The 24,152-nt window shown below is 65.6% G+C and carries 24 protein-coding genes; 8 read left to right on the top strand and 16 right to left on the bottom strand.

Going from position 1 to position 24,152, the window contains the following annotated elements; genetic code table 11:
- The first annotated feature begins 197 nt into the window (after positions 1-197).
- A complete protein-coding gene (locus tag KXR83_RS10590; protein ID WP_437424789.1) occupies positions 198-1,727 on the top strand; it encodes an AMP-binding protein in 1,530 nt (509 codons plus the stop codon).
- Between the two features lie 82 nt (positions 1,728-1,809).
- On the opposite strand, the gene KXR83_RS10585 is transcribed toward KXR83_RS10590, so the two are convergent.
- Positions 1,810-3,441, bottom strand: coding sequence for an ABC-F family ATP-binding cassette domain-containing protein (locus KXR83_RS10585; protein ID WP_030163052.1), 1,632 nt, complete (start codon positions 3,439-3,441; stop codon positions 1,810-1,812).
- A gap of 37 nt (positions 3,442-3,478) precedes the next feature.
- Here KXR83_RS10585 and KXR83_RS10580 point away from each other — a divergent pair, with 37 nt between their 5' ends.
- Positions 3,479-4,633 carry a lycopene cyclase family protein gene (locus KXR83_RS10580; RefSeq protein WP_437424788.1) on the top strand — a complete coding sequence of 385 codons (1,155 nt, stop codon included), beginning with the start codon at positions 3,479-3,481 and terminating at the stop codon, positions 4,631-4,633.
- A gap of 30 nt (positions 4,634-4,663) precedes the next feature.
- Here KXR83_RS10580 and KXR83_RS10575 read toward each other — a convergent pair whose 3' ends face one another.
- From KXR83_RS10575 to KXR83_RS10555, 5 genes are read right to left on the bottom strand one after another with little or no spacing between them, the layout of a single operon-like run.
- Positions 4,664-5,224: a hypothetical protein gene (locus KXR83_RS10575; RefSeq protein WP_437424787.1), complete on the bottom strand. Its 561-nt coding sequence runs from the start codon at positions 5,222-5,224 to the stop codon at positions 4,664-4,666.
- Positions 5,199-6,230 (bottom strand): Asp23/Gls24 family envelope stress response protein, encoded by a 1,032-nt coding sequence (locus KXR83_RS10570; RefSeq protein WP_437424786.1) that lies wholly within the window; start codon positions 6,228-6,230, stop codon positions 5,199-5,201. The genes KXR83_RS10575 and KXR83_RS10570 overlap by 26 nt, the downstream gene beginning before the upstream one ends.
- Positions 6,223-6,402, bottom strand: coding sequence for a DUF2273 domain-containing protein (locus KXR83_RS10565; RefSeq protein WP_030163059.1), 180 nt, complete (start codon positions 6,400-6,402; stop codon positions 6,223-6,225). Before KXR83_RS10565 ends, KXR83_RS10570 begins: the two co-directional genes overlap by 8 nt.
- Positions 6,399-6,746: a hypothetical protein gene (locus KXR83_RS10560; protein ID WP_437424785.1), complete on the bottom strand. Its 348-nt coding sequence runs from the start codon at positions 6,744-6,746 to the stop codon at positions 6,399-6,401. The genes KXR83_RS10565 and KXR83_RS10560 overlap by 4 nt, the downstream gene beginning before the upstream one ends.
- A complete protein-coding gene (locus KXR83_RS10555) occupies positions 6,743-7,228 on the bottom strand; it encodes an Asp23/Gls24 family envelope stress response protein (RefSeq protein ID WP_437424784.1) in 486 nt (161 codons plus the stop codon). The genes KXR83_RS10560 and KXR83_RS10555 overlap by 4 nt, the downstream gene beginning before the upstream one ends.
- Before the next feature lie 117 nt (positions 7,229-7,345).
- On the opposite strand from KXR83_RS10555, the gene KXR83_RS10550 reads away from it, so the two are divergent.
- On the top strand, positions 7,346-7,993 hold the full coding sequence (locus KXR83_RS10550) for an RNA polymerase sigma factor (RefSeq protein WP_437424783.1): 648 nt from the start codon (positions 7,346-7,348) through the stop codon (positions 7,991-7,993).
- Positions 7,971-8,432 carry a hypothetical protein gene (locus tag KXR83_RS10545; protein WP_437424782.1) on the top strand — a complete coding sequence of 154 codons (462 nt, stop codon included), beginning with the start codon at positions 7,971-7,973 and terminating at the stop codon, positions 8,430-8,432. Before KXR83_RS10550 ends, KXR83_RS10545 begins: the two co-directional genes overlap by 23 nt.
- Positions 8,433-8,434: 2 nt before the next feature.
- Here the strand turns inward: KXR83_RS10545 and KXR83_RS10540 are convergent, their stop codons facing one another.
- The 10 genes from KXR83_RS10540 to KXR83_RS10495 are packed head-to-tail and all read right to left on the bottom strand — an operon-like array spanning position 8,435 to position 19,271.
- Positions 8,435-10,987: a polynucleotide kinase-phosphatase gene (locus KXR83_RS10540; RefSeq protein WP_437424781.1), complete on the bottom strand. Its 2,553-nt coding sequence runs from the start codon at positions 10,985-10,987 to the stop codon at positions 8,435-8,437.
- Positions 10,984-12,345 carry a 3' terminal RNA ribose 2'-O-methyltransferase Hen1 gene (locus KXR83_RS10535; protein WP_437424780.1) on the bottom strand — a complete coding sequence of 454 codons (1,362 nt, stop codon included), beginning with the start codon at positions 12,343-12,345 and terminating at the stop codon, positions 10,984-10,986. Before KXR83_RS10535 ends, KXR83_RS10540 begins: the two co-directional genes overlap by 4 nt.
- Before the next feature lie 60 nt (positions 12,346-12,405).
- Entirely contained in the window at positions 12,406-12,804 is a 399-nt protein-coding gene (locus KXR83_RS10530) for a DUF1992 domain-containing protein (protein ID WP_437424779.1), read from the bottom strand.
- 13 nt (positions 12,805-12,817) lie between these two features.
- Positions 12,818-13,189, bottom strand: coding sequence for a metal-sulfur cluster assembly factor (locus tag KXR83_RS10525; RefSeq protein WP_023959366.1), 372 nt, complete (start codon positions 13,187-13,189; stop codon positions 12,818-12,820).
- Entirely contained in the window at positions 13,186-13,674 is a 489-nt protein-coding gene (sufU, locus tag KXR83_RS10520; RefSeq protein ID WP_437424778.1) for a Fe-S cluster assembly sulfur transfer protein SufU, read from the bottom strand. The genes KXR83_RS10525 and sufU overlap by 4 nt, the downstream gene beginning before the upstream one ends.
- The gene (locus KXR83_RS10515) at positions 13,674-14,975 is read right to left on the bottom strand and encodes a cysteine desulfurase (protein ID WP_437424777.1); all 1,302 of its coding nucleotides are present in this window, start codon (positions 14,973-14,975) and stop codon (positions 13,674-13,676) included. Before KXR83_RS10515 ends, sufU begins: the two co-directional genes overlap by 1 nt.
- A gap of 25 nt (positions 14,976-15,000) precedes the next feature.
- A complete protein-coding gene (gene sufC, locus KXR83_RS10510) occupies positions 15,001-15,771 on the bottom strand; it encodes a Fe-S cluster assembly ATPase SufC (RefSeq protein WP_437424776.1) in 771 nt (256 codons plus the stop codon).
- Between the two features lie 52 nt (positions 15,772-15,823).
- Positions 15,824-17,014 (bottom strand): Fe-S cluster assembly protein SufD, encoded by a 1,191-nt coding sequence (gene sufD / locus KXR83_RS10505; protein ID WP_437424775.1) that lies wholly within the window; start codon positions 17,012-17,014, stop codon positions 15,824-15,826.
- On the bottom strand, positions 17,011-18,468 hold the full coding sequence (sufB, locus tag KXR83_RS10500) for a Fe-S cluster assembly protein SufB (protein WP_247208697.1): 1,458 nt from the start codon (positions 18,466-18,468) through the stop codon (positions 17,011-17,013). Before sufB ends, sufD begins: the two co-directional genes overlap by 4 nt.
- Positions 18,465-19,271 carry a helix-turn-helix transcriptional regulator gene (locus tag KXR83_RS10495; RefSeq protein WP_437424774.1) on the bottom strand — a complete coding sequence of 269 codons (807 nt, stop codon included), beginning with the start codon at positions 19,269-19,271 and terminating at the stop codon, positions 18,465-18,467. Before KXR83_RS10495 ends, sufB begins: the two co-directional genes overlap by 4 nt.
- 225 nt (positions 19,272-19,496) lie before the next feature.
- Between KXR83_RS10495 and mptB the strand changes: the two genes are divergently transcribed.
- From mptB to KXR83_RS10475, 4 genes are all read left to right on the top strand, one after another.
- On the top strand, positions 19,497-21,278 hold the full coding sequence (gene mptB, locus KXR83_RS10490; protein WP_437424950.1) for a polyprenol phosphomannose-dependent alpha 1,6 mannosyltransferase MptB: 1,782 nt from the start codon (positions 19,497-19,499) through the stop codon (positions 21,276-21,278).
- A 69-nt stretch (positions 21,279-21,347) separates the two neighbouring features.
- Entirely contained in the window at positions 21,348-22,313 is a 966-nt protein-coding gene (locus KXR83_RS10485; RefSeq protein ID WP_437424773.1) for an ABC transporter ATP-binding protein, read from the top strand.
- A complete protein-coding gene (locus tag KXR83_RS10480; RefSeq protein ID WP_437424772.1) occupies positions 22,310-23,089 on the top strand; it encodes an ABC transporter permease in 780 nt (259 codons plus the stop codon). The genes KXR83_RS10485 and KXR83_RS10480 overlap by 4 nt, the downstream gene beginning before the upstream one ends.
- A gap of 51 nt (positions 23,090-23,140) precedes the next feature.
- Complete coding sequence (locus KXR83_RS10475) at positions 23,141-24,124, top strand: COX15/CtaA family protein (RefSeq protein ID WP_437424771.1); 984 nt, start codon at positions 23,141-23,143, stop codon at positions 24,122-24,124.
- Positions 24,125-24,152 lie beyond the last annotated feature (28 nt).

The raw sequence follows: 24,152 nt of genomic DNA, 5'->3' as shown, positions 1-24,152 counted from the left end.
CCGACCTTGGCCCCCGTCCATCGTGCCCCTGGCGCGGTGGACGGGGGCTTTTGCGTGCCGCGTCCACGACATCTGTTACGCCGGCCTCATGACTCCTCCGGATAACTCCTCGGCAACGGTGAGGAATGTGATAGTTCTGGTTAACATATCGCGGCCGTTCGGGCCGCCTCGTGGATTCGCTGAGCCGGAGGTCGTTGATGTTCCCGGGCAATTTTGTCGCCACCACCCCTGACAAGGTCGCCGTCGTGCGACCGGCGACCGGTGAGTCGATCACCTACGCCGAGCTCGACAGGCTATCGACCCAAGTCGCCCACTACCTGCGTGACGACCTCGGCCTCGGCCGCGGCGACAACGTTTCCATCGTCTCCAACAACGACATCCGCGTGCTCGTGATCTATTGGGCGGCAGTGCGTTCGGGAATGTACGTCACCGCGATCAACAACCACCTCACCCCCGACGAGGTCAACTACATCCTCGGCGACTGCAGCGCGGTCGCCCTGTTCGCCTCCGCCGAGGTGGCCGATGCGGTCAGCGCTGCGGATCAGGTGTCCGGAGTGACACACCGAATCGCCTGGGGTGGCGACATCCCGGGCTTCGAGTCGTTCGACGAGATCCTCGCCAACGCCTCTGACGAGCCCCTGACCGACCAGCCTCGCGGCCAGGACATGCTGTATTCGTCCGGTACCACCGGCCGGCCCAAGGGCATCAAGGTACCGCTGCAGGACGGGCAGGTGAACGAGATCCCCGACCCGTACACGGCGGTGTTCTCACTGCTGTACGGGTTCGACCAGGAGTGTGTGTATCTGTGCCCCGCTCCGCTGTATCACGCTGCGCCGCTACGTTATTGCGGCATGGTCAACTCCGTCGGTGGCACGATCGTGCTGATGGACAAGTTCGACGCCGAAGGTGCGCTCAGCCTGATCGACGAGTACCGGGTCACCCACAGTCAGTGGGTGCCCACGATGTTCATCCGCATGCTCAAACTGCCCGAGGATGTCCGCGCCAAATACGACGTCAGCAGCATGAAGATCGCGATCCACGCGGCAGCGCCGTGTCCTCCCGAGGTCAAGCAGGCGATGATCAAGTGGTGGGGCCCGGTGATCCACGAGTACTACGCCTCCACCGAGGGTGCCGGCGCCACGTTCATCAACAGCGAGGAAGCCCTGACCCACCCCGGTTCGGTGGGCAAACCCTTGCTGGGTGTGGTGCGCATCTGCGACGACGACGGCAACGAACTGCCCACCGGCGAGATCGGCACGGTGTTCTGGGAACGCGACGAACTGCCGTTCGAGTACCACAACGATCCGGAGAAGACGAAGTCCGCGCAGCATCCCGAGCACCCGGCCTGGACGACAAGCGGCGATGTCGGCTACGTCGACGCGGAGGGTTTCCTGTACCTCACCGACCGTAAGTCGTTCATGATCATCTCCGGCGGCGTGAACATCTATCCGCAGGAAGCCGAGAACGTCCTCATCGGGCACCCTGACGTCTTCGACGTCGGCGTGATCGGGGTGCCCGATCCAGATCTCGGTGAGGTCGCCAAGGCATGCGTTCAGCTCGAGCCAGGTGTGAACCCGTCCCCTGAGCTGGCTCAGGAGATGATCGACTTCGTGCGGGAGCGCCTTGCGCACTACAAGGCACCCAAGTCGGTCGACTTCGTGGACGAACTCCCCCGCACGCCCACCGGAAAATTGGTGAAGCGGGAGTTGCAGAAGAACTACGTCTGACCAAGAACCCGGAAGTGGTGGGTTTGTGCGGGCGCGACCTGCGCACATGCGCGCCCGAACCCACCACTTTCGGGGGTTTGGGTCAGGCGAGTTCGATGAGCTCCTGGTACTCGGCTGACCAATGGTCCTCGGTACCGTCGGGCAGCAGGATCACCCGTTGCGGGTCGAGCGCTGCCGCTGCACCCGGGTCGTGGGTGACCAGCACAACCGCGCCCTTGTAACTCCGTAGCGCATCGAGCACCTGTTCCCGCGAGATCGGGTCGAGGTTGTTCGTCGGTTCGTCGAGCAGCAGAACATTCGCGGCCGACGAGACGAGCCCAGCGAGTGCCAACCTGGTCTTCTCACCGCCGGACAGCGTCCCCGCGGGCTGATCGAGCTGGGGCCCGGTGAACATGAACGCGCCGAGCAGGCCACGTAGATCTTGCTCGCCGGCGTCGGGCGCCGCATGGCGGATGTTGTCCCACACGCTCGCGTTGTCGTCGAGGGTGTCGTGCTCCTGCGCGAAGTAGCCGATCTTGAGTCCGTGGCCGGGTTCGAGTGTGCCGTGCTCGGCCTTCTCGGTGCCTGCCAGCAAACGCAGCAACGTGGTCTTGCCTGCGCCGTTGAGCCCGAGCACCACCACCCGGCTTCCGCGGTCGATGGCGAGGTCCACACCGGCGAAGATCTCCAGCGATCCGTACATCTTCGTCAGGCCCGACGCCATCAACGGAGTCTTGCCGCAGGGTGCCGGCTCGGGGAACCGGATCTTCGCGGTGCGGTCGGCCACCCGTTCTTCATCGAGGTTGTCGAGCATGCGTTCGGCGCGCTTGAGCATGTTCTGTGCCGCAACGGCTTTGGTTGCCTTGGCGCCCATCTTCGCCGCCTGTACCCGCAGTGCGCCCGCCTTCTTCTCTGCGTTTGCACGTTCACGCTTGCGGCGCTGTTCGTCCGTCGCCCGCGCGTCGAGGTACTTCTTCCATCCCATGTTGTAGATGTCGGGCTCGCCGCGTACCGCGTCGAGGAACCACACCCGGTTCACCACGTCGGCAAGCAGTTCCACGTCGTGGCTGATCACGATGAGTCCACCGTCGTGGTTCTGCAGGAAACCGCGCAGCCAGCCGATCGAGTCGGCGTCGAGGTGGTTGGTCGGTTCGTCGAGCAACAGGGTGGTGCCCGATTTGCCGCCGCTTCCGTCCGAGGCGGCGAACAGGATGCGAGCCAGCTCGATCCTTCGCCGTTGACCACCGGACAACGTCTTCAAGGGCTGCGCCAGCACCCGGTCGGGAAGGCCGAGGCTGTTGCAGATGCGGGCCGCCTCGGATTCTGCGACATATCCGCCGAGCGCCGAGAAACGGTCTTCCAGCTGCCCGTACCGATTGACAGCTTTGTCGAGCACCTTGTCGTCGACGGCTTCGGCCATCAGTGCTTGCTGTTTCTCCAGGTCGCGCAGCAGCGTATCCAGGCCTCTCGCGGAGAGCACACGGTCCTTGGCGATGACCTCCAGGTCGCCTTCCCGGGGATCCTGAGGGAGATATCCGATCTCGCCGCTGTTGGTCACCGAACCGGCGTAGGGTTCGCCTTCGCCGGCGAGTATTCGCATCGTCGTGGTCTTGCCGGCGCCGTTTCGACCGACCAATCCGATGCGGTCACCGGGTTGCACCCGTAGCGCCGGACCAGGGGCGCTCAGTAGGGTGCGTACGCCCGCGCGTACCTCGAGGTCGGTTGCCGTGATCACGACGCGCCAGTGTACGCCAAAACGATACCGTGCCCTTATGAGCGAGGCGGGCGACGACCACCACGGAGGTCGTACATATGACGTGGCAGTCGTCGGTGCGGGTCCGGCCGGCCGGGCGGTCGCCGCACGATCGGCGGCTGCAGGCCTCGACACCGCACTGGTCGATCCGGCGCCGGACCGGGCCTGGCACGTCACCTACGGAGCGTGGTCCGACGAACTCCCCAGCTGGGTCGGCACCAAAGTCATTGCCGCGCAGTCCGACACGGTCGCCGTGTTCACCCCTGGCCGCCACGTGATCGAGCGCGCGTACGTCACTCTGAACACCCGTGCTCTGCAGCAGAGCCTCGACATCTCCGCTGTGAAGACCTTCGCAGACACGGCCACATCCGTGAGCGCCGACAACGTCGGCCTGCAAGATGGCCGAAAAGTGACGGCACGCACAGTCATCGATGCGCGCGGTTTGCGAGCTCCACACGCGCCGGCGCAGTCGGCGTTCGGGATCTTTGTCGACAGCGAGATCGCAGCGCCCTATCTCGGCTCGGACACCGCGGTGCTGATGGACTGGAGAGGGGTCGAGCCCGATCGAGCCCCCTCGTTCCTCTACGCGATCCCCGTGGCCGGTGGCAGGGTGCTGCTGGAGGAGACCTGCCTCGCCGGCGCCCCGCCGGTTCCGCTGGCCGAACTCCAGGATCGGCTACGGCGTCGCCTCGAACACATGGGGATCACCCGGCCGACCGTCGACGCCGCGCCGACCGAGCGGGTGTACTTCGCGTTGTGTGGTGCCAACTCAGTGCCACCATGGCGGTCCGATCCGCTCCTGTTCGGCGCAGCGGGTGGGTTGATGCATCCGGCGACCGGATACAGCGTGGCGGCATCGTTGACGGCGGCCGACGCAGTCGTCGACGCCATGGCGAACGAACGTGATCCGAAGGCTGCGCTGTGGACCGCTCAGGCCCGCGCCGTCCATCGGTTGCGTCGTCGCGGCCTGTCCTCGCTCCTCGGACTCGCTCCCACCGACGTGGTCAGGTTCTTCGACGGGTTTTTCGAGATGTCGCTCGAACGCCAGCGGACATATCTCAGTTCGCGCGACGACCTCGCCGGGGTGGCCTTGTCGATGAGTCGCATGATCGGGCTCACCGACCGCACCCTCGCCCTGCGCATCATGCGCGGTGCTGTGCTCTCCCGGACCTGACGGCTGTTCACCGGCGGGCAGTCCTACTGCTCAGTGATTGGGTTCGCGGTGCAGCAGCATGCGTACCTGGACGTCGCTGCCCCGGAGTGACGACAGGAGCAGCTCCCTCACCCCGCTCACGGCGGCGCCGAGATCGTCGTCGTCGGCGGTCGGAGAAGCCGTCACCGTGATCTCTACGACAGGGGTCACGCCGTCGACGTACGACCGGACCGCTGAGGAGCGGACATGACGATGTCGTTCCAGGGACCTGCCCGCCGCCCGGGCCACGTCGGTCACGGCGATGTCGATCTCGCCGACAAACGGTTCACCCTGCGGTCGAACGGTCACCGACCGCAGACGATTCGGCGAGATGTTGGCCAGCAGCAGCCACGCACCACAGATCCCCAGCAAGACGGTCGCGGCCAGCAGCGCCCAATCCCACCACGGTTGTCCCGACGACGAGTAGATCTGATCGGTGTCGACGTTGCCGACCGCATCGGTCACCGGTCCCACGCCCGCCCAGCGGAGCAGCGCGATCAGGCCGGCCGCGGCGAGAAGCAAGCCGATCAGGCCCACCGCGAGGCGGTCAAGAGCGTTCAGGGTGCGCCGCATCAGGCTCCCTCTCGTCGATTGCGGTCGAGCTCGGATGGGAGACGCCACGAAGATCCACGCTCACGCGGGGCGGGTGGGCCAACGTTGCCGCCGATGCCTCGAGGCGGCCCGAGAGGTCGCTCTCCGTCGGTGAGGTGACGAACACACGTACATGGGCGCGGCCCGGCGTCACCTTGGTGGTGGCGGACACGGTGTTGTTGTCGTCGAGTGCGATGGCGCTGAGCCGGCGGGCCACGTCGGTGTCGCGAGTCCACACGCCCGTGACCCGTAGTGGTCGGTGGGTGCGACGTCGAGGCCGTACGGCCGCGTACAGGAAGTAGAGCCCCACCACCACGCACACCACGGCGACCACGACCATCCACGGTCTCCACTCGGTCCCCGACACCCAACGAGCAGAGGGTTCGATCCAGGCCTCGGACCGGTAGTGGCCCTGGACAACGGCATACTCCCGGCCGGCGACAACGGCGAGTGCAAGCAGTCCGAGGCCCAGCACAGGCGCAAGCCATCCCGCAGTCGGAAAGCTTCGAGGCGGCCCGCCCTCGGCCCTGGTGCGACTGTGCGTCGGCGCCGCCTGGGTGCCCGTGTCCGCGCCGGGTTCGGCAGTGGACACTCCGGCCAGCTCCTCCCCCAGCAACATCCTCGATTGGACAACCTCGGTGACCTCGACATCCACTCGCGCCGGCCGGCGTCCGGTCAATCGGGTGGCCACCTCGATGACGTGTTGCTGAACCCGCTCGGCGACATCAACTGCCGGCATCGGCCAGCTCACCGCGATCTCCACGGTGATCGCCGGATGGCGCGGATCGGAATCAGCCAGTGCGCGAGGCAGATTGCGACCTGTGAGTGACCCCAACGTCACCGAGTACGGCACCACGCCGTCGACCTCGAGCGCTGCCTGGCGGGCGATCTGAGAGATCACGCGCGATTCGATCTGCAGGGAGCCTCGGTGCTCGGGTGCCGGTAGGTGGGAACCGCCGAAGCGCTCGGCAGTTGCCGCCTCAGCCACGGCCTTTGCTCCGCAGCAGTGCACCGAGGTCGATGCGGCCGTCACGATGGGCGCCGACGGCCACGCCGATGGCCGCGAACACCACCGCGACCATCAGACCGGAGAACCCTCCGGTGGTGACCGCCAAAGCGAACAGCAGGCCGACGAACAGCCCGATCACGGAATTGTTCATGATTGACTCGTTTCTGTGGAGGTACCCCGGCCGGTATCCGGAACTGCGACTCGAAAGTCCTGGCGCGCAACAACATCTTCGACGACGACGGTGTAGCCGATCGCTCCCGGTGCGGCCGACACCGCGGCCGCACGGACGTTTCGGGCCACCCCCGCGACGTCGACGTCGAGGTAGGCGACCACATGGATGTCGACGCCGGCACGGCCGACTCGCACACCGTTCACCCGCCGGCCGGGCAGATGTGTGGCGTTCTCGCCGAAGGTGCCCGCGTGCAGGTCTGCCACGCCGTCCACGGACAGCACCCGTTCGCGGATGAGCTCCGCGGAGGCCGCTGTGATCGTCACTGGACCCGCGGTGTCTGGCCGTCGAGCGCTGTGGTCGGGTCGTCGGTGTCGAGGTGGACGTCGTGCACGGTCACGTTCACCTCGGTGACCTCCAGACCCGTCATCTTCTCGATCGCTTCGATCACGTTGGTCCGGATGGACTCGGCAAGCTGGTGGATCGCCACGCCGTAGTAGGCAACCAATCCGACATCGACTGCGGCCTGCTTCTCCCCGACTTCCACCGACACACCTTGGGTGACGTCGGCAGCGGTTCCCGGCAGGGTTTCGCGCAACTTGCCAACCGCCCGCGCCGCGCCGCCACCGAGGTCGTAGACGCCGTCGATCTCGCGAGTCGCGATCCCGGCGATCTTGGCCACCACGACGTCGGCGATCGACGTCTTGCCCCCCGCGTCACTCTGGTCGGGCCCACGGCCGCCGCTGTCACGGTGTTCGTCCCCGGCAATGGTGGGCTCGTCATCCTGCCTGGAGGTCGTGGTGGTCATAAGGTGCTCCCTCGTCGGTTCGGTGTGCGGATGGCAGACCGGATGATCTGCTCTCCCACCCGTTTGACGGGTTGAGAACCGCATGTTGCACGCACGACTTTCTGGCACGCTGAACAAATGGATGCGCCCGCCGAAGAATCATTGATTCGCGCGGCTGCCCTGGGCGATCGCCAGGCGTTCGACCAGCTGATGCGGTGCCATCTGACGCCCGTCCTCCGGTACACGACCCGGCTGACCGGATCTCCGACAGCAGCGGAGGACATCACTCAGGAGACGTTCCTCGCCGCGTGGCGCGGATTGGACCGGTTCGGGTTCCGGTCGAGCTTCCGCACGTGGCTGTTCACCATCGCCTCGCGCAAGACGGTCGATCTCCAGCGACGGCAGAGCGCCGTCGTGGTTTCCGACAACACCTTCGAGGCGATGGAAGTGCGGGCCCCCGGCCCAGCTGCTCGCACGGTTGAACACTCGTTTTTCGTCGCACTCCAGACCGAGCTCGGCAGGCTCGGTTACCAGGCGCGCGCATGCTGGTGGCTACGCGAGGTCGAAGGCCTGTCGCACGACGAGATCGGCACGGCGCTCACCATCTCGCGCGGGTCGGTGCGTGGACATCTGCAGCGTGCACGATCACAGTTGGCCGAACGACTCTCCGCGTGGCGACCCGACGGCCCCGATGCCGACGAGATCAGATCATCCGGACGCATCCGACATCAGATCCCGCGACCGACGACGGAAAGAAGGCGAGATGACAGTCCAGCGCCCCGATGAAGCGGATACCTGGATCAGCGATGCCGCCGCCCACCTCGAGCACGGCGACGAGGGAGCGGTCCTCGAACGGCTCGGGCCCCGGCTTCGCTCGGCCACGCGGTTGGGTGTCCCGATCGTCACCGACGATCCCGGCATCGAGATCAACGAGCGAGCGATCCGCCCGCTCCTTGCCCGCGCGATCCACCGATCATGTCGGCGCGATGTCGCCGCAATCCACATCACCACCGACCACGGATCCGTCCGCAACATACGCGTCGAGATGGTCGCCCGGTACGGCGATCAGATCGGCGCGATGAGCGAGCAGGTCCGTGACGCCGTCCGCGGCCGGCTCGGTTCATTACGGATCACCGTGGCCGACCGCGTCGACGTCACGTGGGTGGACGTCCAGCCCGTTGACCCCGCGAGCCCGGCAGATCAGCCGCGCTTCATCCCTGGGTGACGTCAGAGTCGGGGATCCACCGGCTCGCTCTCCAGCGCCAGGATCGCGAAGACACATTCGTGGATGCGCCAGAGTGGCTCGGACCGTGCCTGGCGGGCGAGGGCCTCACGTCCCAGTTGATACTCGCGCATCGACATGGACCGCTTGTGCCGCAGGTCGCGTGACCGGAGGGTCGGCAGATCATCCAAGTAGCTGGGTCCATAAACCATCCGCAGATACTCGCGGCCGCGGACCTTCACACCCGGATCGATCAGCTTGCCGCCGACACGGGTGAGGTTCCCGGCCGGTTTGACGACCATCCCTTCGGATCCGGCCGCGGTCAGGTTCTCCCACCACCGAGCTCCTTCCAGGCACGAAGCCTCCGAACCGGTGTCGACCACGATGTGCCGCGTCGGCCGGAAGAGAACAGGGTCGGCCGCAGCGAGCCGCGCAGCCACCTCCAGGTGCCAACCGTGCGACGACCCGCCGTATTCGGTGCCTGCACTTGCCAATACCTCGAACGGCGCAAGCGACACGGTGTCCGGCCGCGCGTCGACATCGACGTAGCGAAGATAGGCATCCGTGTACGCCTTGACATCCGCACGCCGTTTCGTGTTCGCGTCGATCATGGTCTGGACATCCAGACCTCGGTCTGCGGCCGTCGCCAGTTCTGCGCCGAGTGCATGCAGCTCGGGGCCCGCCGCTGCCGAGACAGAGGCGAACTGGTCGCGAATCAGGCCTTCCCCCTTGACGTTCCATGGCAGCAACTCGGCATCGAGGATCAGCCAGTCGGAGTCGAGCTGATCGAACAATTCAGCGCACGCTCGCCGGATTCGGACAATCAGTTGCTCCGTGACCGACGGTTCGAAGAAGCTGCGACCGGTCCGGGTGTAGAGCGCGCCACTGCCCTGTGTGACGCCGAACGCCCGCGCCGCTGCGGACTCGTCCTTCGTGACCACGATGATCGCCCGGGAACCCATGTGCTTTTCCTCGCAGACAACCTGGGAGACACCGCGTGTTGCGTACGACTCGAACGCTGCACGCGGGTCTTCGAGCAGATCGGCCCGCCCGGGAGAAACCGGGGCCATCGTCGGCGGCAGGTACCGGATCCAGCGTGGATCAACCGCGTACCGCGACATCACCTCCAATGCGGTGGCGGCGTTGTCCTCTCGGACGGTGATCGGTGGCCCGAATCCGGTGTCGATGATCCGCTTACCCACCACGTCCGACAGGTTCAGTGTGGTTCGCACGCGGACGTCCGCGCGTGTGGTCCCGAAACCCATCGGTCGGCCGGGGTCGTGGTAGGTCTGCTCGGCAGGGACGGCCGACAAGACCATCTCCGGGTAGTGCAGCGCCGTCAATCGACCCCCGAACACGCAGCCGGTGTCCACACACATCGTGTTGTTGATCCACGCCGCGTCCGGGACCGGGGTGTGGCCGTAGACCACCCGTGCCGAGCCTCGATAGTCCGCCGCCCAATCGAGCCGTACCGGGAAACCCCAGCGATCCGTCTCCCCTGTCGTCTCGCCGTACATAGCTTTGTCACGGACGCGGCCCGATGCCCGCCCGTGGTACTTCTCTGCCAGCCCGGCGTGGGCGACGACGAGCCGGCCGTCGTCGAACACGTAGTGCGACACAAGGGAATCGAGAAAGTCGACAACATCCCGGGTGAACTCGGGAGGCTGCGCGTCGAGTTGCGTCATCGACTCCGCAAGACCGTGGGTCAACGCAATCGGCTGCGCCTCTCGGGAACGGCCGCTGCGCTGACGAAGGACGCGGAGCAACTTGTCCTCGTGATTTCCGCGCACGCAGAACGCACTGCCCTGACGAACCATCGACATGACCAGCCGCAGGACAGCCGGAGTGTCCGGGCCACGGTCCACCAGATCCCCGACGAAGATCGCTGTCCGTCCCGGCTCGGGCGGTACGGCGCCGACAACGATGCCGTCCGTGTCGGTCTGCAGACGCCACCCGACCTTGCCGAGCAACGTGGTCAACTCGGTGAAGCAACCGTGGACGTCACCGATGATGTCGAACGGGCCATGCCGATCGTTGAGGTTGCTGAACAAGGGGGTACGCACGATCGTCGCGGCATCGATGTCCGCAACACCATCGAGCTGATGGACGTGTCGAAACCCTTCCTTGCGCAAGCCCTTCCGATTGCGCTGCAGGTGCGCGTACTGGCGTTCGACAACACCGACCGTGATGTCTGTCCGATCGCGGGCACGCTTGCGCAACTCGTCCGGGGGCACGTCCAGGGTGATGGCAACAGGTAAGACGTCATGGGACCTCGCCAGCGCGACAAGCCGCTTGCGGTCCTCGACGCGGACGCTGGTCGCATCGATCACGGTGAGGCGCCCGGCCGCCAATCGTTTGCCCGCAACCAGCTCGAGCACCTCGAACGCGTCGCCGGTTGCCTCCTGTGACGTGGGGTCATCGGCGACCAGACCTCGGAACCGATCGGACGACAACACCTCAGTCTCACGAAAATTGTTGGCTGCGAACGTCGACTTGCCTGCGCCGGTGACACCGATGAGCACCACGAGCGACAGTTCGGGGATCTCGAGTGCCGTCATCGCTGGGCCTCCGGCGCCTCTGCGTCGATCCGGCGGAAGACTGCCAGCTGACTCGATGAGCCCACATCCATGTCCATCTCTCCGATCGCGCTCGCCGTCACCGAATACCGGTATTCGTCGGCCACCCGTTCACACCAGTGCTCGAACTCGGCGCGGCTGAACTCGAATCGGTGATCAGGATGGCGGAATTCGTTGCAGCCGAGCCCATAGAGCTCGTTGTAGTCGCGGTTGGGGGTCGTGACGATCACCGATGACGGAGCCATGGTCTCGAACACGGACGACTCGACTGTGTCGAGGCGATCAGGCTCGACGTGCTCGATCACCTCCATCAGCACGACGGCATCAAATCCTCGGCACCGGTTGTCCGAGTACATCAGCGACGACTGCCACAGTTCTACCGCTGCGAATCTGGACAACGAGTCATTGGCCCGGCCAAGCGCGGCAACCGACACATCCACTCCTGCCAGTCGGCCGATGCCCGGCTCGGTGACGAGCTCCCGCAAGAGGCTGCCTTCCCCGCATCCCGCGTCGAGGACCGACCGTGCGCCGACCATACGAAGCGCGTCGACCACTGCGGTACGACGCAGCTCCTGCATCAATGTGCGGCGTTTCGGCAGTGGTTCGTGCGACGCGGTGTCGGGTATCAGCCGTGCCAGCGCGTCGTTGGTGAGCGAATGCAATCCCTTCAGGTACCGCCGTGTGATCTGTTCGCGCGCAGGATGATTCGGCAGCCAGCGCGAGCCCAGACGCAACAGCTTGTCGACCTCGTCGTCACCGATGAAGTAGTGCTTGTCCGCCGCGAGCGCGGGGATCAGCACATACATGTGCGACAGTGCGTCGCGCACCGTGAACTCACCACTCATCTGCAACTGCACAAACCGGGACGGGCCCCACTCATCCGGCTGCAGCACGGTGGCAGTGGAAAGCACCGCCCAGCCCAGCGGTTCGAAGAAGTCGCGAGTGAGATCGGCGCCGCCGGTGGTGGGCACCGAGCTCACCGTCACCTGCAGCTGCCACACCGTGTCGACCAGGTCAGGGCGGTGTACACAGCGGCCACCGAGCGCATCCGACATCACCTTGGCCATCGCCACCATCAGTCGAGACGATCCCGCGTACGGCAACGTGTTCACGTAGCGGTCAGCAGCCCCCAGCGTGGACCGTGAGGGGTCTTCGCCCCCGACATGAAGAACCACGCGGCATCGCGAGGCGTCGGCGAGTGGATAGAAGACGGTCGCGGTTCCACTCGAGGTGGCGAACTGCTGGACCCGATCCGGGTGCTTGTGCAACAGGAACCCGAGATCGGTCGCAGGAATCCGGTGATCGGACGATGATCCGGTCGTTTCGATGGTCAGCAACACTCTGAGAACAGTATCGGTGACCACAACCGATTTACGTCGATCCCAACTCGCCTGTCCACGTCATCTGCGTCGCCGGAGTTCGCGCCATCGCTCCACCATCGCCTCGACGTCCACGGTTCGGACGATCACATAGGACGCCGGCCCGAGACTCGGTGCGAGCCGGTCTCGCCGGACCCGGCGATTGAAGTCTTCGAGGACATGACGCACCGCCGACTCCTCACGGAGAGAGGCAAGCGATTCCGGAAACCCTTGGGCCTCCCGGCGCAACTGAAGCGTCGGAGGCAACAGCGCCGAGCTGTCGAAGTTCTCTTCCTTGATCTTGCGCTTTGCCCACCATTCGGGGTCGTCGGCATCACTGAGATCAAGCGGGCGGCCGGCACCGCGCAGGTTGTCGAACTCACCGCGTTCTTGTGCTTCCCGGATCAGCCGATCGATCCGGGTCTCGAACGTTTCTGCCACTGCCCCAGAAGGGTCAGACGGTGAAGCCGAGCGCCCGCAACTGTTCGCGGCCGTCGTCGGTGATCTTGTCCGGGCCCCACGGCGGCAGCCACACCCAGTTCAGTTCGATATCGGTGCACAGACCGGATGTCACCAGGACCGACCGGGTCTGATCCTCGATCACGTCGGTCAGAGGGCAGGCCGCCGAGGTCAGTGTCATGTCGATCTTGGCTACCGCGTCGTTGGTGACGTCGAGTCCGTAGACCAGGCCGAGATCAACGACATTGATGCCGAGTTCGGGGTCGACCACGTCGCGCATGGCCTCCTCGATGTCCTCGATCTTCGGCAGAGAGGTCTGAACTTCCTCAGGCGCCTTGATCTCTGTCGGCGGGGCTTGATCGCTCATGCTGACTCCCTAGCGGAATTGTTGTTGTCGGCCGGTGCTTCTCTGTTGACCACCGTCTGTGCCAACGCGTCTTTGAATGCCATCCATCCCAGGAGCGCGCACTTGACGCGCGCCGGGTACTTGCTCACTCCGGCGAAGGCCACTCCGTCGCCGATGACCTCTTCGTCACCGTCGACAGTGCCCCGCGACGTCATCATCTGGTTGAACGCGTCGACGGTCGCCAGGGCTTCCTGGACGTTCTGCCCGACCAGCTGCTCGAAGAGCACCGACGTGGACGCCTGAGAGATCGAACACCCCTGGCCGTCATACGAGACGTCGGTGACCTTTTCTCCGTCGTCGGAGAGCTGCACGCGCAAGGTGACCTCGTCCCCGCACGTCGGGTTGACGTGGTGGACCTCGGCACCGAACGGGTCACGCAGACCTCGCCCCTGCGGGTGTTTGTAGTGATCGAGGATCACTTCCTGATACATTTGCTCCATCCGCATCAGGCACCGACCCCGAAGAACTCCTTGGCACGGACGATCGCCTTGGCGAGCGCCTCGACCTCGTCGAGGGTGTTGTACGCGGCGAACGAAGCGCGCGCTGTCGCGGCGACCCCGAAACGCTTGTGCAGCGGCCACGCGCAATGGTGACCCACGCGGATCGCGACACCCTCGTCATCGAGGATCTGCCCGAGATCATGCGCGTGGATGCCGTCGACCACAAAGGACACCGCACCTCCGCGCCGATCTGCGGTGGACGGACCGACGATGCGTACTCCTTCGATCTCCGACAGCGCCTTCAAGGCCGCTTCGGTCAGCGAATGTTCGTGTGCCGCAACCGCCGCCATACCCAGTCCCTGCAGGTAGCGGACGGCTGCGCCCAGACCAATGACCTGAGAAGTCATCGGTACGCCCGCCTCGAACCGTTGGGGAGCCGGCGCGTAGGTGGAGACCTCCATGGTGACGGTCTCGATCATGGAGCCACCGGTGATGAAGGGCGGCAGCTCGGCGAGCAACGCACGCTTGCCGAACAGCACACCGACACCCGAGGGACCGAACATCTTGTGTCCGGAGAAGGCGGCGAAGTCCACGTCGAGCTCGGCGAAGTCCACCACCATGTGAGGAACCGACTGGCAGGCATCAAGAACCACGAGGGCACCGACAGCGCGAGCGCGACGGACCAGTTCCGGGACATCGGCGATGGCACCGGTGACGTTCGACTGATGGGTGAACGAGACGACCTTGACCGAATCGTCGAGCACCAGTGAGTCGAGGTCGATCCGGCCGTCGTCGGTCACGCCGTACCAACGCAGCGTCGCCCCGGTCCGGCGGCAGAGTTCCTGCCACGGAACGAGGTTCGCGTGGTGCTCGAGTTCGGTGATCACCACGGTGTCGCCGGGTCCGAGTGGTTTGCCGCCCAGGACGCCCGCGCTCCGCTCGTCACCCAAGGTGTACGTCACCAGATTCAGCGACTCGGTGGCGTTCTTGGTGAACACCAACTCATCGAACTGGGCACCGACGAACTCGGCGATGACCGCGCGCGCGTTCTCGTACGCGTCGGTGGCCTCTTCGGCCAGCTGATGCGCACCGCGGTGAACCGCAGCGTTACGGGTCACCAAGAACTCTCGCTCGGCGTCGAGGACCTGTACCGGTCGCTGGCTGGTGGCCCCCGAGTCGAGGTAGACCAGCGGCTTGTCGTCCCGCACGGTCCGCCCCAAGATCGGGAAGTCGGCACGAACCGCGGTCACGTCCAGCGCGGTGACCTCATGCGATGTCGGGGCAACAGCCTGATCGATGCTCGTCACGTCTGGCCTCCTGGAAGTTCGAACCTCAGGCGTTCGCAGCCTGGGTGAATCGGATGTATCCGTTTTCTTCGAGCTCGTCGGCGAGCTCGGGTCCACCGGATTCGACGATCCGGCCACCGACGAACACATGCACGTGGTCGGGCTGGATGTAGCGCAGGATCCGGGTGTAGTGGGTGATGAGCAGAACGCCGCCGTCCTCGTTCGCCTTGAAGCGGTTCACGCCCTCGGAGACCACGCGCAACGCATCGACGTCGAGGCCTGAGTCGGTCTCGTCGAGAATGGCGATCTTCGGCTTGAGCAGCCCGAGCTGCAGGATCTCGTGGCGCTTCTTCTCGCCACCGGAGAAGCCTTCGTTCACGCTGCGCTCGCCGAACGACGGATCGATCTCGAGTTCGCTCATGGCTTCTTTGGTCTCTTTGACCCAGTGACGCAACTTCGGTGCCTCACCGCGCACGGCGGTGGCAGCGGTCCGGAGGAAGTTCGACATCGACACACCGGGAACCTCGACCGGGTACTGCATCGCGAGGAACAGACCGGCCCGGGCGCGCTCGTCGACGGTCATCTCGAGCACGTCTTCACCGTCGAGGGTGATCGAACCCTGGGTGACCTCGTACTTCGGGTGGCCGGCGATCGCGTACGACAGCGTCGACTTGCCTGACCCGTTGGGGCCCATGATGGCGTGGGTCTTGCCCGACTCCACGGTCAGGTTCACACCTTTGAGGATGGAGATCGGTTCGGCGTCGGTGTCGGTCTGCTTCACGTTGACGTGCAGATCGCGGATTTCCAAAATGGCCACGGTTATCGAATTCCTTGCTGGTATGGGCTGAAGTGTTGGGGCTGGGTGCGGCTCAGGCGCCTGCGACCTCGAGTTCGGCTTCCACAGCCGCCTCGAGACGTTCGCGCAGTTCCGGCACACCGATCTTGGCGATGACCTCACCGAAGAACCCACGGACCACCAGTCGGCGAGCCTGGTCCTCGGGAATGCCACGAGCCTGGAGGTAGAACAGTTGCTCGTCGTCGAACCGGCCGGTTGCACTTGCGTGTCCGGCTCCGACGATCTCGCCGGTCTCGATCTCCAGGTTGGGGACGGAGTCGGCGCGGGCGCCGTCGGTGAGGATCAGATTGCGATTGAGTTCGAAGGTGTCGGTGCCCTCGGCCTCGGCTCGGATGAGCACATCGCCGACCCACACGGTATGGGCTTCGCGACTGCGGTCACCCGCCACGCCCTGCAACGCGCCCTTGTAGACGACGTTCGACCGGCAATGCGGCTGCGAGTGGTCCACCAGCAGGTGCTGTTCGAGGTGCTGCCCGGCATCGGCGAAGTACAGGCCCCACAGTTCGGCGTCGCCGCCGGGACCGTCGTAGTGCACCACCGGGCTCAAGCGGATGAAATCTCCGCCGAGGCTGATCGCGAAGTGCCGGAGCACCGCGTCACGTCCGAGCCGGGAATGGTGGGCTGCGACGTGGACCATGTCGTCGGCCCAGTCGTGGATGTTCACCACTGTCAGGTGGGCGCTGTCACCGATCACGAACTCGATGTTCTCGGCGTACGTGCCGCTGCCCCGCTGGTCGATGACCACCACGGCCTTGGCGAAGGCACCGAGCCGGACCTGGACATGACCGAACGCGGTCTCGCCCTCGCCGGGGCCATCGATGGTGACCGTGATCGGTGAGGCGATCTCGGTCTCCTTGTCCACGGTCACGACCGTGGCTTCGGTGAACGACGAATACGCCTGTGCCGCAATGCGATCGAAGGGAACGCCACCCTGTCCGAGACGGGCGTCGTCGCGCCCTACGGTCTCGACGCGAGCTCCGTCCACCAGACCGTCCACGGCGACCGTGGCCTGTCCGGTCGGCTGCGCCGAGCCGTCGTGCAGTCCACGAAGGCGCCGGAAAGGCGTGAAGCGCCAGGCCTCGTCCTTCGACCGCGGGATCTCGAATGCGTTGACGTCGAACGAGGTGAACTGCTCACCCTTGTTGACCGCCGGGCCCTGATTCTCGCCGGAGACAGCGCCGACCACACCAGTGGGAGAACTCATCCGACCGAACCCTCCATCTGCAGCTCGATCAGGCGGTTCAGCTCGAGGGCGTACTCCATGGGCAATTCCTTGGCGATGGGCTCGACGAACCCGCGGACCACCATGGCCATGGCCTCGTCCTCGGTGAGGCCGCGGCTCATCAGGTAGAACAGCTGGTCATCGCTGACCTTCGAGACGGTCGCCTCGTGACCCATCGTGACGTCGTCCTCGCGGATGTCGACGTACGGGTAGGTGTCACTGCGCGAGATCTGGTCGACCAGCAACGCATCGCATTTCACGGTCGACCGGCTGCCGTGTGCGCCCTTGTTGATCTGGACCAGCCCACGGTAAGAGGCCCGGCCACCGCCACGGGCAACCGACTTGCTGACGATGTTCGACGAGGTGTTCGGCGCGAGGTGCACCATCTTGGAACCGGTGTCCTGGTGCTGACCCGGTCCGGCGAACGCCACGGACAGAACCTCGCCCTTGGCGTGCTCGCCGGTCATCCACACGGCCGGGTACTTCATGGTGACCTTCGAGCCGATGTTCCCGTCGACCCACTCCATGGTGGCGCCCGCCTCGGCCTTGGCCCGCTTGGTGACCAGGTTGTAGACGTTGTTCGACCAGTTCTGAATGGTGGTGTACCGGCAGCGACCACCCTTCTTCACGATGATCTCGACCACGGCCGAGTGCAGCGAATCGGTCTTGTAGATCGGCGCGGTGCAACCCTCGACGTAGTGCACGTATGCACCTTCGTCGACGATGATCAGGGTGCGCTCGAACTGACCCATGTTCTCGGTGTTGATCCGGAAGTAGGCCTGAAGCGGGATGTCGACGTGCACGCCCGGGGGGACGTAGATGAAGGATCCACCGGACCAGACCGCGGTGTTCAACGCGGAGAACTTGTTGTCGCCGGCCGGGATGACCGTGCCGAAGTACTCCTGGAACAGTTCGGGCTGCTCACGCAGGGCCGTGTCGGTGTCGAGGAACAGCACACCCTGGGCCTCGAGATCCTCGCGGATCGAGTGGTAGACGACCTCGGACTCGTACTGCGCTGCCACACCCGACACCAGACGCTGCTTCTCGGCCTCGGGGATGCCGAGCTTGTCGTAGGTGTTCTTGATGTCCTCGGGCAGATCGTCCCAGGTCGCTGCCTGCTTCTCGCTCGAGCGGACGAAGTACTTGATGTTCTCGAAGTCGATGCCGTCGAGGTTCGAGCCCCAGTTCGGCATGGGCTTGCGCTCGAAGATCGACAAGGCCTTGAGGCGTGCGGCGAGCATCCATTCGGGCTCGCTCTTCTTCGCCGAGATGTCGGCGACCACGGCTTCGGAGATGCCGCGCTTGGCGCTGGCGCCCGCGACGTCGGAATCCGCCCAGCCGTACCCGTACGCGCCGAACGAATCGATCGTCTCTTCCTGCGTCAGCACTGCCGCAGCGGCAGTTGCCTGTGTGGGTGTCGGGTCTGTGACCGTCATGAGTGACTCCTTCCGGAGGCTGCCGGTGCCGACGCGGGCTGGGCGTCGACCTGATTTGCCACCTGCGGATTCGCAAGCGGCACATGAGTGGTGCATGCGCAGTCGCCGTTGGCGATGGTTGCCAGACGCTGCACGTGTGTACCTAGGACTTTGGTGAAGACCGCTGTTTCGGCTTCGCAGAACTCAGGGAACTCCGCTGCCACGTGCGCGACCGGGCAGTGGTGCTGGCAGATCTGCACACCATTACCAACGCGCCGGGTAGTCGCAGAAAATCCCGCTTCGGTCAAAGCTTCGGCAATTTGTTGCGCGGTGCCCTCCCGATCGGCGGCCGAATCCCCTGCCACCGGCACATCGGCCACGATCTGCTCGGCACGCTCGAGGGCGAAGTCCTCGACCGCTGCGTCGCCACCGATGCGCCGCAGGCGCCGCATCACCGCGCCTGCGAGGTCGTCATATGCGTGCTTGAGACGACCACGACCTGCGGCGGTGAGCTGGAAATGCTTGGCAGGACGACCCCGGCCCCGATGGGCGTAGCGGGGCGCCGCGGTCGCGACCACGTCGCCCGAGGCGATCATGGCGTCGAGATGGCGGCGTACCGCGGTGGGCGTTATCCCGAGAGCTTCTGAGATGTGACCTGCGGTAACCGGGCCCTGCTCGAGGATGAGGGTGACCACCGCGGACCGGGTCTGTCCGTCGTGGGTGACCGGGACCGGGCTGTGCACGTCGTCCGCGATGTGGATTGCCGGCGCAGCGTCGATCGATGCCACGTCCGAGGCATGCGAGATTTCGTGAGCCGTTTTCACAACACAAGTGTTACCGAATTAGGAGACTATTTCCACCAAGGGTGCCCTTGCCTGGTCCGGCTGGCCCTTTCAGGGCCTCTTTCTCCGACCATCCGGACGACGATGATCACCGAACATGCAGGCCGGGGCCGCTGCCCAGGAGCGACCACTACAGTCTCTGCTGTGCCGGAAACCACAGTCACCGAACCCGAGCCGAAGGCATCGGCGCCGGCCCGATCGACCCCCGTGCGTACCGGTTTCCGCCGAACCCTCGATTACCTGGGGCTTCGGAACGGGGACGGCCCGCCCGACCGCGACGCGACCGGCGACTACGGGCTCACCGTGGCGCGATTGCACGGCGACGAGGGCGAGGTGGGTCCACTCAACCCCGAGGAATCCAAACGACTGCTGCGGATTCGTCTGTTCGGCGCAACCGGCGCGGTGCTGGTCCTGGTCGGCTCATTGGGGACCGGTGCGCTGCCGGTGCTGCAGAACCCACTCGCCGGTGCTCGCGTGCTGTCGCTGCCGTCGCGGATGTGGCCCACAGCGCTGACCTTCTCTCTTGCGGGCACCGTGATCCTCGTCCTCGCGTGGCTTCTCCTCGGCCGGTTCGCCGTCGGCCGGGTGGGCGGCGACGTCATGAAAGGGCATGCCCCGCCGCGGCGGATGACCCGCAGGCAAGCCGACCGCACGTTGCTGGTCTGGCTGATGCCGTTCGTCGTGGCCCCGCCGATGCTCAGCAAGGACGTCTACTCCTACCTCGCGCAGAGCGAGATCGCCGCCCGCGGCCTTGATCCCTACGTCGTCAGCCCCGCCGCCGGACTGGGCATCGACCACGTCTTCACCAGATCGGTCCCCAATCTGTGGCGCGAGACGCCGGCCCCCTATGGGCCGCTGTTCTTGTGGCTCGGTGACAACATCACCCACGTCACCGGCGAATACATCCCCGCGGCACTGGTGGCGCATCGGGCACTCGCCCTCTTCGGGGTCGGCCTCATCGTGTGGGCCCTGCCGCGACTGGCCAAGCGGTGTGGGGTGTCGCCGGTGGCCGCCCTGTGGCTCGGAGCGATGAATCCCCTGCTCATCTTGCATCTGGTGGGTGGCATCCACAACGAAGCCCTGATGCTCGGGATGATGCTCGCAGGTATGGAACTGTGCTTCCGGGGACTCGACTCACCAGACCGGCTCCGAAGACCCGGTTCGGTGTGGCCCAGCCGGGCCGGGCTGCTCCTGATCGCGGGCGCCGTCGTGATCGCCGCCTCCTGCATGATCAAGATCGCGTCCATCCTGGCCTTCGGTTTTGTCGGCATCGCGCTGGCCCGTCGGTGGGGAGCGACCCTGCCGGCATTGCGGCACGCGCCTCCCCGCGAGTACTGGCAGCGGTCCAGACGGAGTCTCGGAGCGTTGTCGGCATCGGCCGCATTCCTCGGCGTCATCCTGGTCGCGGTGATGGTGGCGATCTGTGTCGGCACCGGTCTCGGGTTCGGATGGACCAAGACCCTCTCCACCGGCGACGTGGTGCGCTCGTGGATGTCCATGCCCACGTTCCTGTCGGTGACGACCGGACGGATCGGGGTTTTGCTCGGCCTGGGCGACCACACCCAGGCAATGCTCGATGTCGCGCGCCCGACCGCGCAGGCGGTTGCTGCGGTCCTCGTCGTGCGCTGGCTCTTGGCGGCCCTGGCGGGCCGGCTGCACCCGGTCGGCGCACTGGGATTGGCGATGGGAACCGTCGTGCTGTTCTTCCCCTTCGTGCAGCCGTGGTACCTGCTGTGGGCCATCATCCCGCTCGCCGCATGGGCGACCGGGCGGTGGTTCCGGATCATCGCGGTGTCGATCTCGGCGATCATCTCCGTCGTGGTGTTGCCCACCGGGGCGGGTACCCGCGGCTTCCAGCTGGCCGAGGCCATCGTCGCCGCGGTCCTGTTGGTGGCCGTTCTCACAGCCCTGTTCTTCGAGGAGATGCCCTGGCAGCGCCGACGGCGCGCCAAAGTCGCACAGGCAGCACCTGCCGCGGTCGACAACTGATCGGCGACGCAACCGGTTCGCCTCACCCGTGTACCGAGGCGGGCAAACGGGCGCTTACTCTTGGTGGTTGTGAGCAGCCCATCGTCCGCCCCCGGTATCGCCGGCGTCGGAGTCGATGGACCCGCGCTGTCGGTCAAGGGACTCGTCAAACGTTTCGGTGACACCACCGCCGTGGGCGGCCTCGACCTCGAACTGCAGCGCGGCGAGATCCTGGCGATTCTCGGTCCGAACGGAGCGGGTAAGACCACCACCGTCGAGATCTGTGAGGGTTTTCAGGCTCCTGACGAGGGCGAGGTGAGTCTCCTCGGTCTGGACCCACTCGCCGACAACGACCAAGTACGAAGCCGGATCGGTGTGATGCTCCAAGGTGGCGGAGCCTATCCAGGCGCCCGTGCCGGAGAAATGCTGCGCCTGTGCGCGTCGTACTCCGCCGACCCCATCGACACGGACTGGCTCCTGGAGAACCTCGGACTCGTGGACGCCCAGCGCACCTCCTACCGACGGCTGTCCGGTGGGCAGCAACAACGACTTGCCCTGGCCTGCGCGTTGGTGGGTCGTCCCGAAGTGGTGTTCCTCGATGAACCGACTGCCGGCATGGACGCCCACGCTCGGATCATGGTGTGGGAGCTGATCGATCGCCTGCGGGCCGACGGCGTCTCGGTGCTGATCACCACTCACCTGATGGACGAAGCCGAAGAACTGGCCGACCAGGTGCTCATCATCGACCACGGTATCGAGGTGGCCAAAGGCACTCCCGCCGAACTGACCAGCCGCGGCGCCGAGAACGAGCTGCGATTCCAAGCACCACGGGGACTGGACCTTACTTTGCTCAGAACTGTTCTGCCCGAAGAGTATTCGTGCACCGAGGTGACCCCCGGCGGTTACCTGGTGACCGGCCAGGTGACGCCGCAGGTGCTGGTCACCGTGACGTCGTGGTGCGCGAAGATCAATGTCCTCGCCACCGACCTCCGGGTCGAGACCAGGAGTCTGGAAGATGTGTTCCTCGAGCTGACAGGCCGGGGCATGCGCGGATGAGCACGCCGAACCGTTTCGCTGCCGGCACTTTCAGCCCACGTCCGAGACCCGCCCCCATCCGTCAGATGATCGTGGCGCAGTCCCGGATCGAGCTGATGTTGCTGCTGCGCAACGGCGAGCAGCAACTCCTGACGATGTTCATTCCGATCACCTTGCTGGTCGGGCTGTGCCTCCTGCCGATCGGTGACTTCGACGAATCTCGTACGGACACCTTTGTTCCCGCCATCATGACCGTGGCCGTGATGTCCACCGCATTCACCGGTCAGGCGATCGCCGTCGGATTCGACCGTCGGTACGGCGCACTGAAACGGCTGGGCGCGACACCGCTCCCGCGATGGGGTGTCATTGTCGGCAAATCCGTCGCGGTGGCCATCGTGGTCAGCGGACAGGCCGTCGTGCTGGGGCTGATCGGTGCAGCACTGGGCTGGCGACCGTCGATCGGCGGGCTGTTGCTCGGCATCATCGCGATCGCGATCGGCACGCTGGCGTTCTCGGCGATGGGACTGCTCCTCGGAGGCACGCTCAAAGCCGAGGTGGTACTGGCTCTGGCCAATCTGCTGTGGTTCGCATTCATCGGCATCGGGTCCATCGTGGTGATCGGCGACCGCGTTCCCGACCTCGTCGAATGGTTTGCCCGATGCACTCCGTCCGGAGCCCTCAGCGAGGCACTGCACCAGGCCACCGCGGGCTCTGTCGATGTGTTCGGACTCGCCGTCCTGGCGATCTGGGGCGCCGCGGCAGGCATCGCCGCCGTCCGGTATTTCCGCTTCACCTGATTGCCTCACCTGGACCCAGGTCACATTCGCCCTGCCCCTACCATCGAAGGCGTGTACCGCCTGTTTGTCCGGCTAGTCGACCGGCTCCCCCTCCCCTCGCTCCGCGTCCAGACCCTGCTGGCGTTGGCGGTGGTGCTCACCCAGGCGGGAATCGCGGTCACCGGATCGGTGGTTCGCGTGACGTCCTCAGGCCTGGGATGCCCGACGTGGCCCCAGTGCTTCCCCGGCAGCTTCACACCCACCGCGCACCCCGAAGTCGCAGCGATTCATCAGGCCGTCGAGTTCGGTAACCGGCTCCTCACGTTCGCAGTCGTGCTCACCGCCGCGTTGATCGTCATCGCGGTCACCAGGGCACGACGCAGATACGAGGTCCGGGTGTACGCCTGGCTGATGCCGGCGTCCACCGTGGTTCAGGCCGTTGTCGGCGGCATCACCGTGCTCACCGGACTGCTGTGGTGGACGGTCGCCATCCATCTTCTGTTGTCGATGGCCATGGTGTGGTTGTCCGTACTTCTTCTCGAGAAGGTCAGGGAGCCGGATGACGTGCAAGCCGTCCCCGTGGTCCCGGCTGCCCTCCGGTGGCTCACCGTCCTGTCAGCTGTGGTGATGACCGGAGTTCTGATCGCCGGAACGATGGTGACCGGAGCCGGCCCGCACGCCGGTGACAAGAGCATCGACACGCCTGTTCCCCGTTTGAAGATCGAGGTGACCACACTGGTGCACCTTCACGCCGATCTCCTGATCGCTTACCTGTCGCTGCTCCTGGCGATCGGTTTCGCGCTGTTCGCGGTCGGCGCTCCGAGCAGACTCAAACGCCGGCTCTACGTGGTGGTGGCTGTGGTCGTAGCGCAGGCGGTCATCGGGATCACCCAGTACCTCACCGACATCCCCGCGGCGCTGGTGGTCATGCACGTCGCCGGAGCGGGAGCCTGTGTTGCCGCGACAGCAGCACTCTGGGTGGGAATGCGTCCCCGATCAGCAGGGAATCCACTGACGGCGTCGCCGGCCGAGCCACGAGCGGCGGCAGCGGTCTGACGACCCCCTTCGGATAGGGGCGGCTGCC

Source organism: Williamsia muralis (assembly GCF_051487485.1).
GTDB classification, from domain to species: domain Bacteria; phylum Actinomycetota; class Actinomycetes; order Mycobacteriales; family Mycobacteriaceae; genus Williamsia; species Williamsia muralis_B.
Note: the sequence above shows the minus strand (reverse complement) of the source record. Positions and strands in the feature narration are given on the sequence as shown.

Coding starts and splice junctions, on each gene's coding strand:
- KXR83_RS10590 (WP_437424789.1), top strand. CDS start 198: ATGTTCCCGGGCAATTTTGTCGCCACCACCCCTGACAAGGTCGCCGTC.
- KXR83_RS10580 (WP_437424788.1), top strand. CDS start 3,479: ATGAGCGAGGCGGGCGACGACCACCACGGAGGTCGTACATATGACGTG.
- KXR83_RS10575 (WP_437424787.1), bottom strand. CDS start 5,224: ATGCGGCGCACCCTGAACGCTCTTGACCGCCTCGCGGTGGGCCTGATC.
- KXR83_RS10565 (WP_030163059.1), bottom strand. CDS start 6,402: ATGAACAATTCCGTGATCGGGCTGTTCGTCGGCCTGCTGTTCGCTTTG.
- KXR83_RS10555 (WP_437424784.1), bottom strand. CDS start 7,228: ATGACCACCACGACCTCCAGGCAGGATGACGAGCCCACCATTGCCGGG.
- KXR83_RS10550 (WP_437424783.1), top strand. CDS start 7,346: ATGGATGCGCCCGCCGAAGAATCATTGATTCGCGCGGCTGCCCTGGGC.
- KXR83_RS10545 (WP_437424782.1), top strand. CDS start 7,971: ATGACAGTCCAGCGCCCCGATGAAGCGGATACCTGGATCAGCGATGCC.
- KXR83_RS10540 (WP_437424781.1), bottom strand. CDS start 10,987: ATGACGGCACTCGAGATCCCCGAACTGTCGCTCGTGGTGCTCATCGGT.
- KXR83_RS10525 (WP_023959366.1), bottom strand. CDS start 13,189: ATGAGCGATCAAGCCCCGCCGACAGAGATCAAGGCGCCTGAGGAAGTT.
- sufU (WP_437424778.1), bottom strand. CDS start 13,674: ATGCGGATGGAGCAAATGTATCAGGAAGTGATCCTCGATCACTACAAA.
- sufD (WP_437424775.1), bottom strand. CDS start 17,014: ATGAGTTCTCCCACTGGTGTGGTCGGCGCTGTCTCCGGCGAGAATCAG.
- sufB (WP_247208697.1), bottom strand. CDS start 18,468: ATGACGGTCACAGACCCGACACCCACACAGGCAACTGCCGCTGCGGCA.
- KXR83_RS10480 (WP_437424772.1), top strand. CDS start 22,310: ATGAGCACGCCGAACCGTTTCGCTGCCGGCACTTTCAGCCCACGTCCG.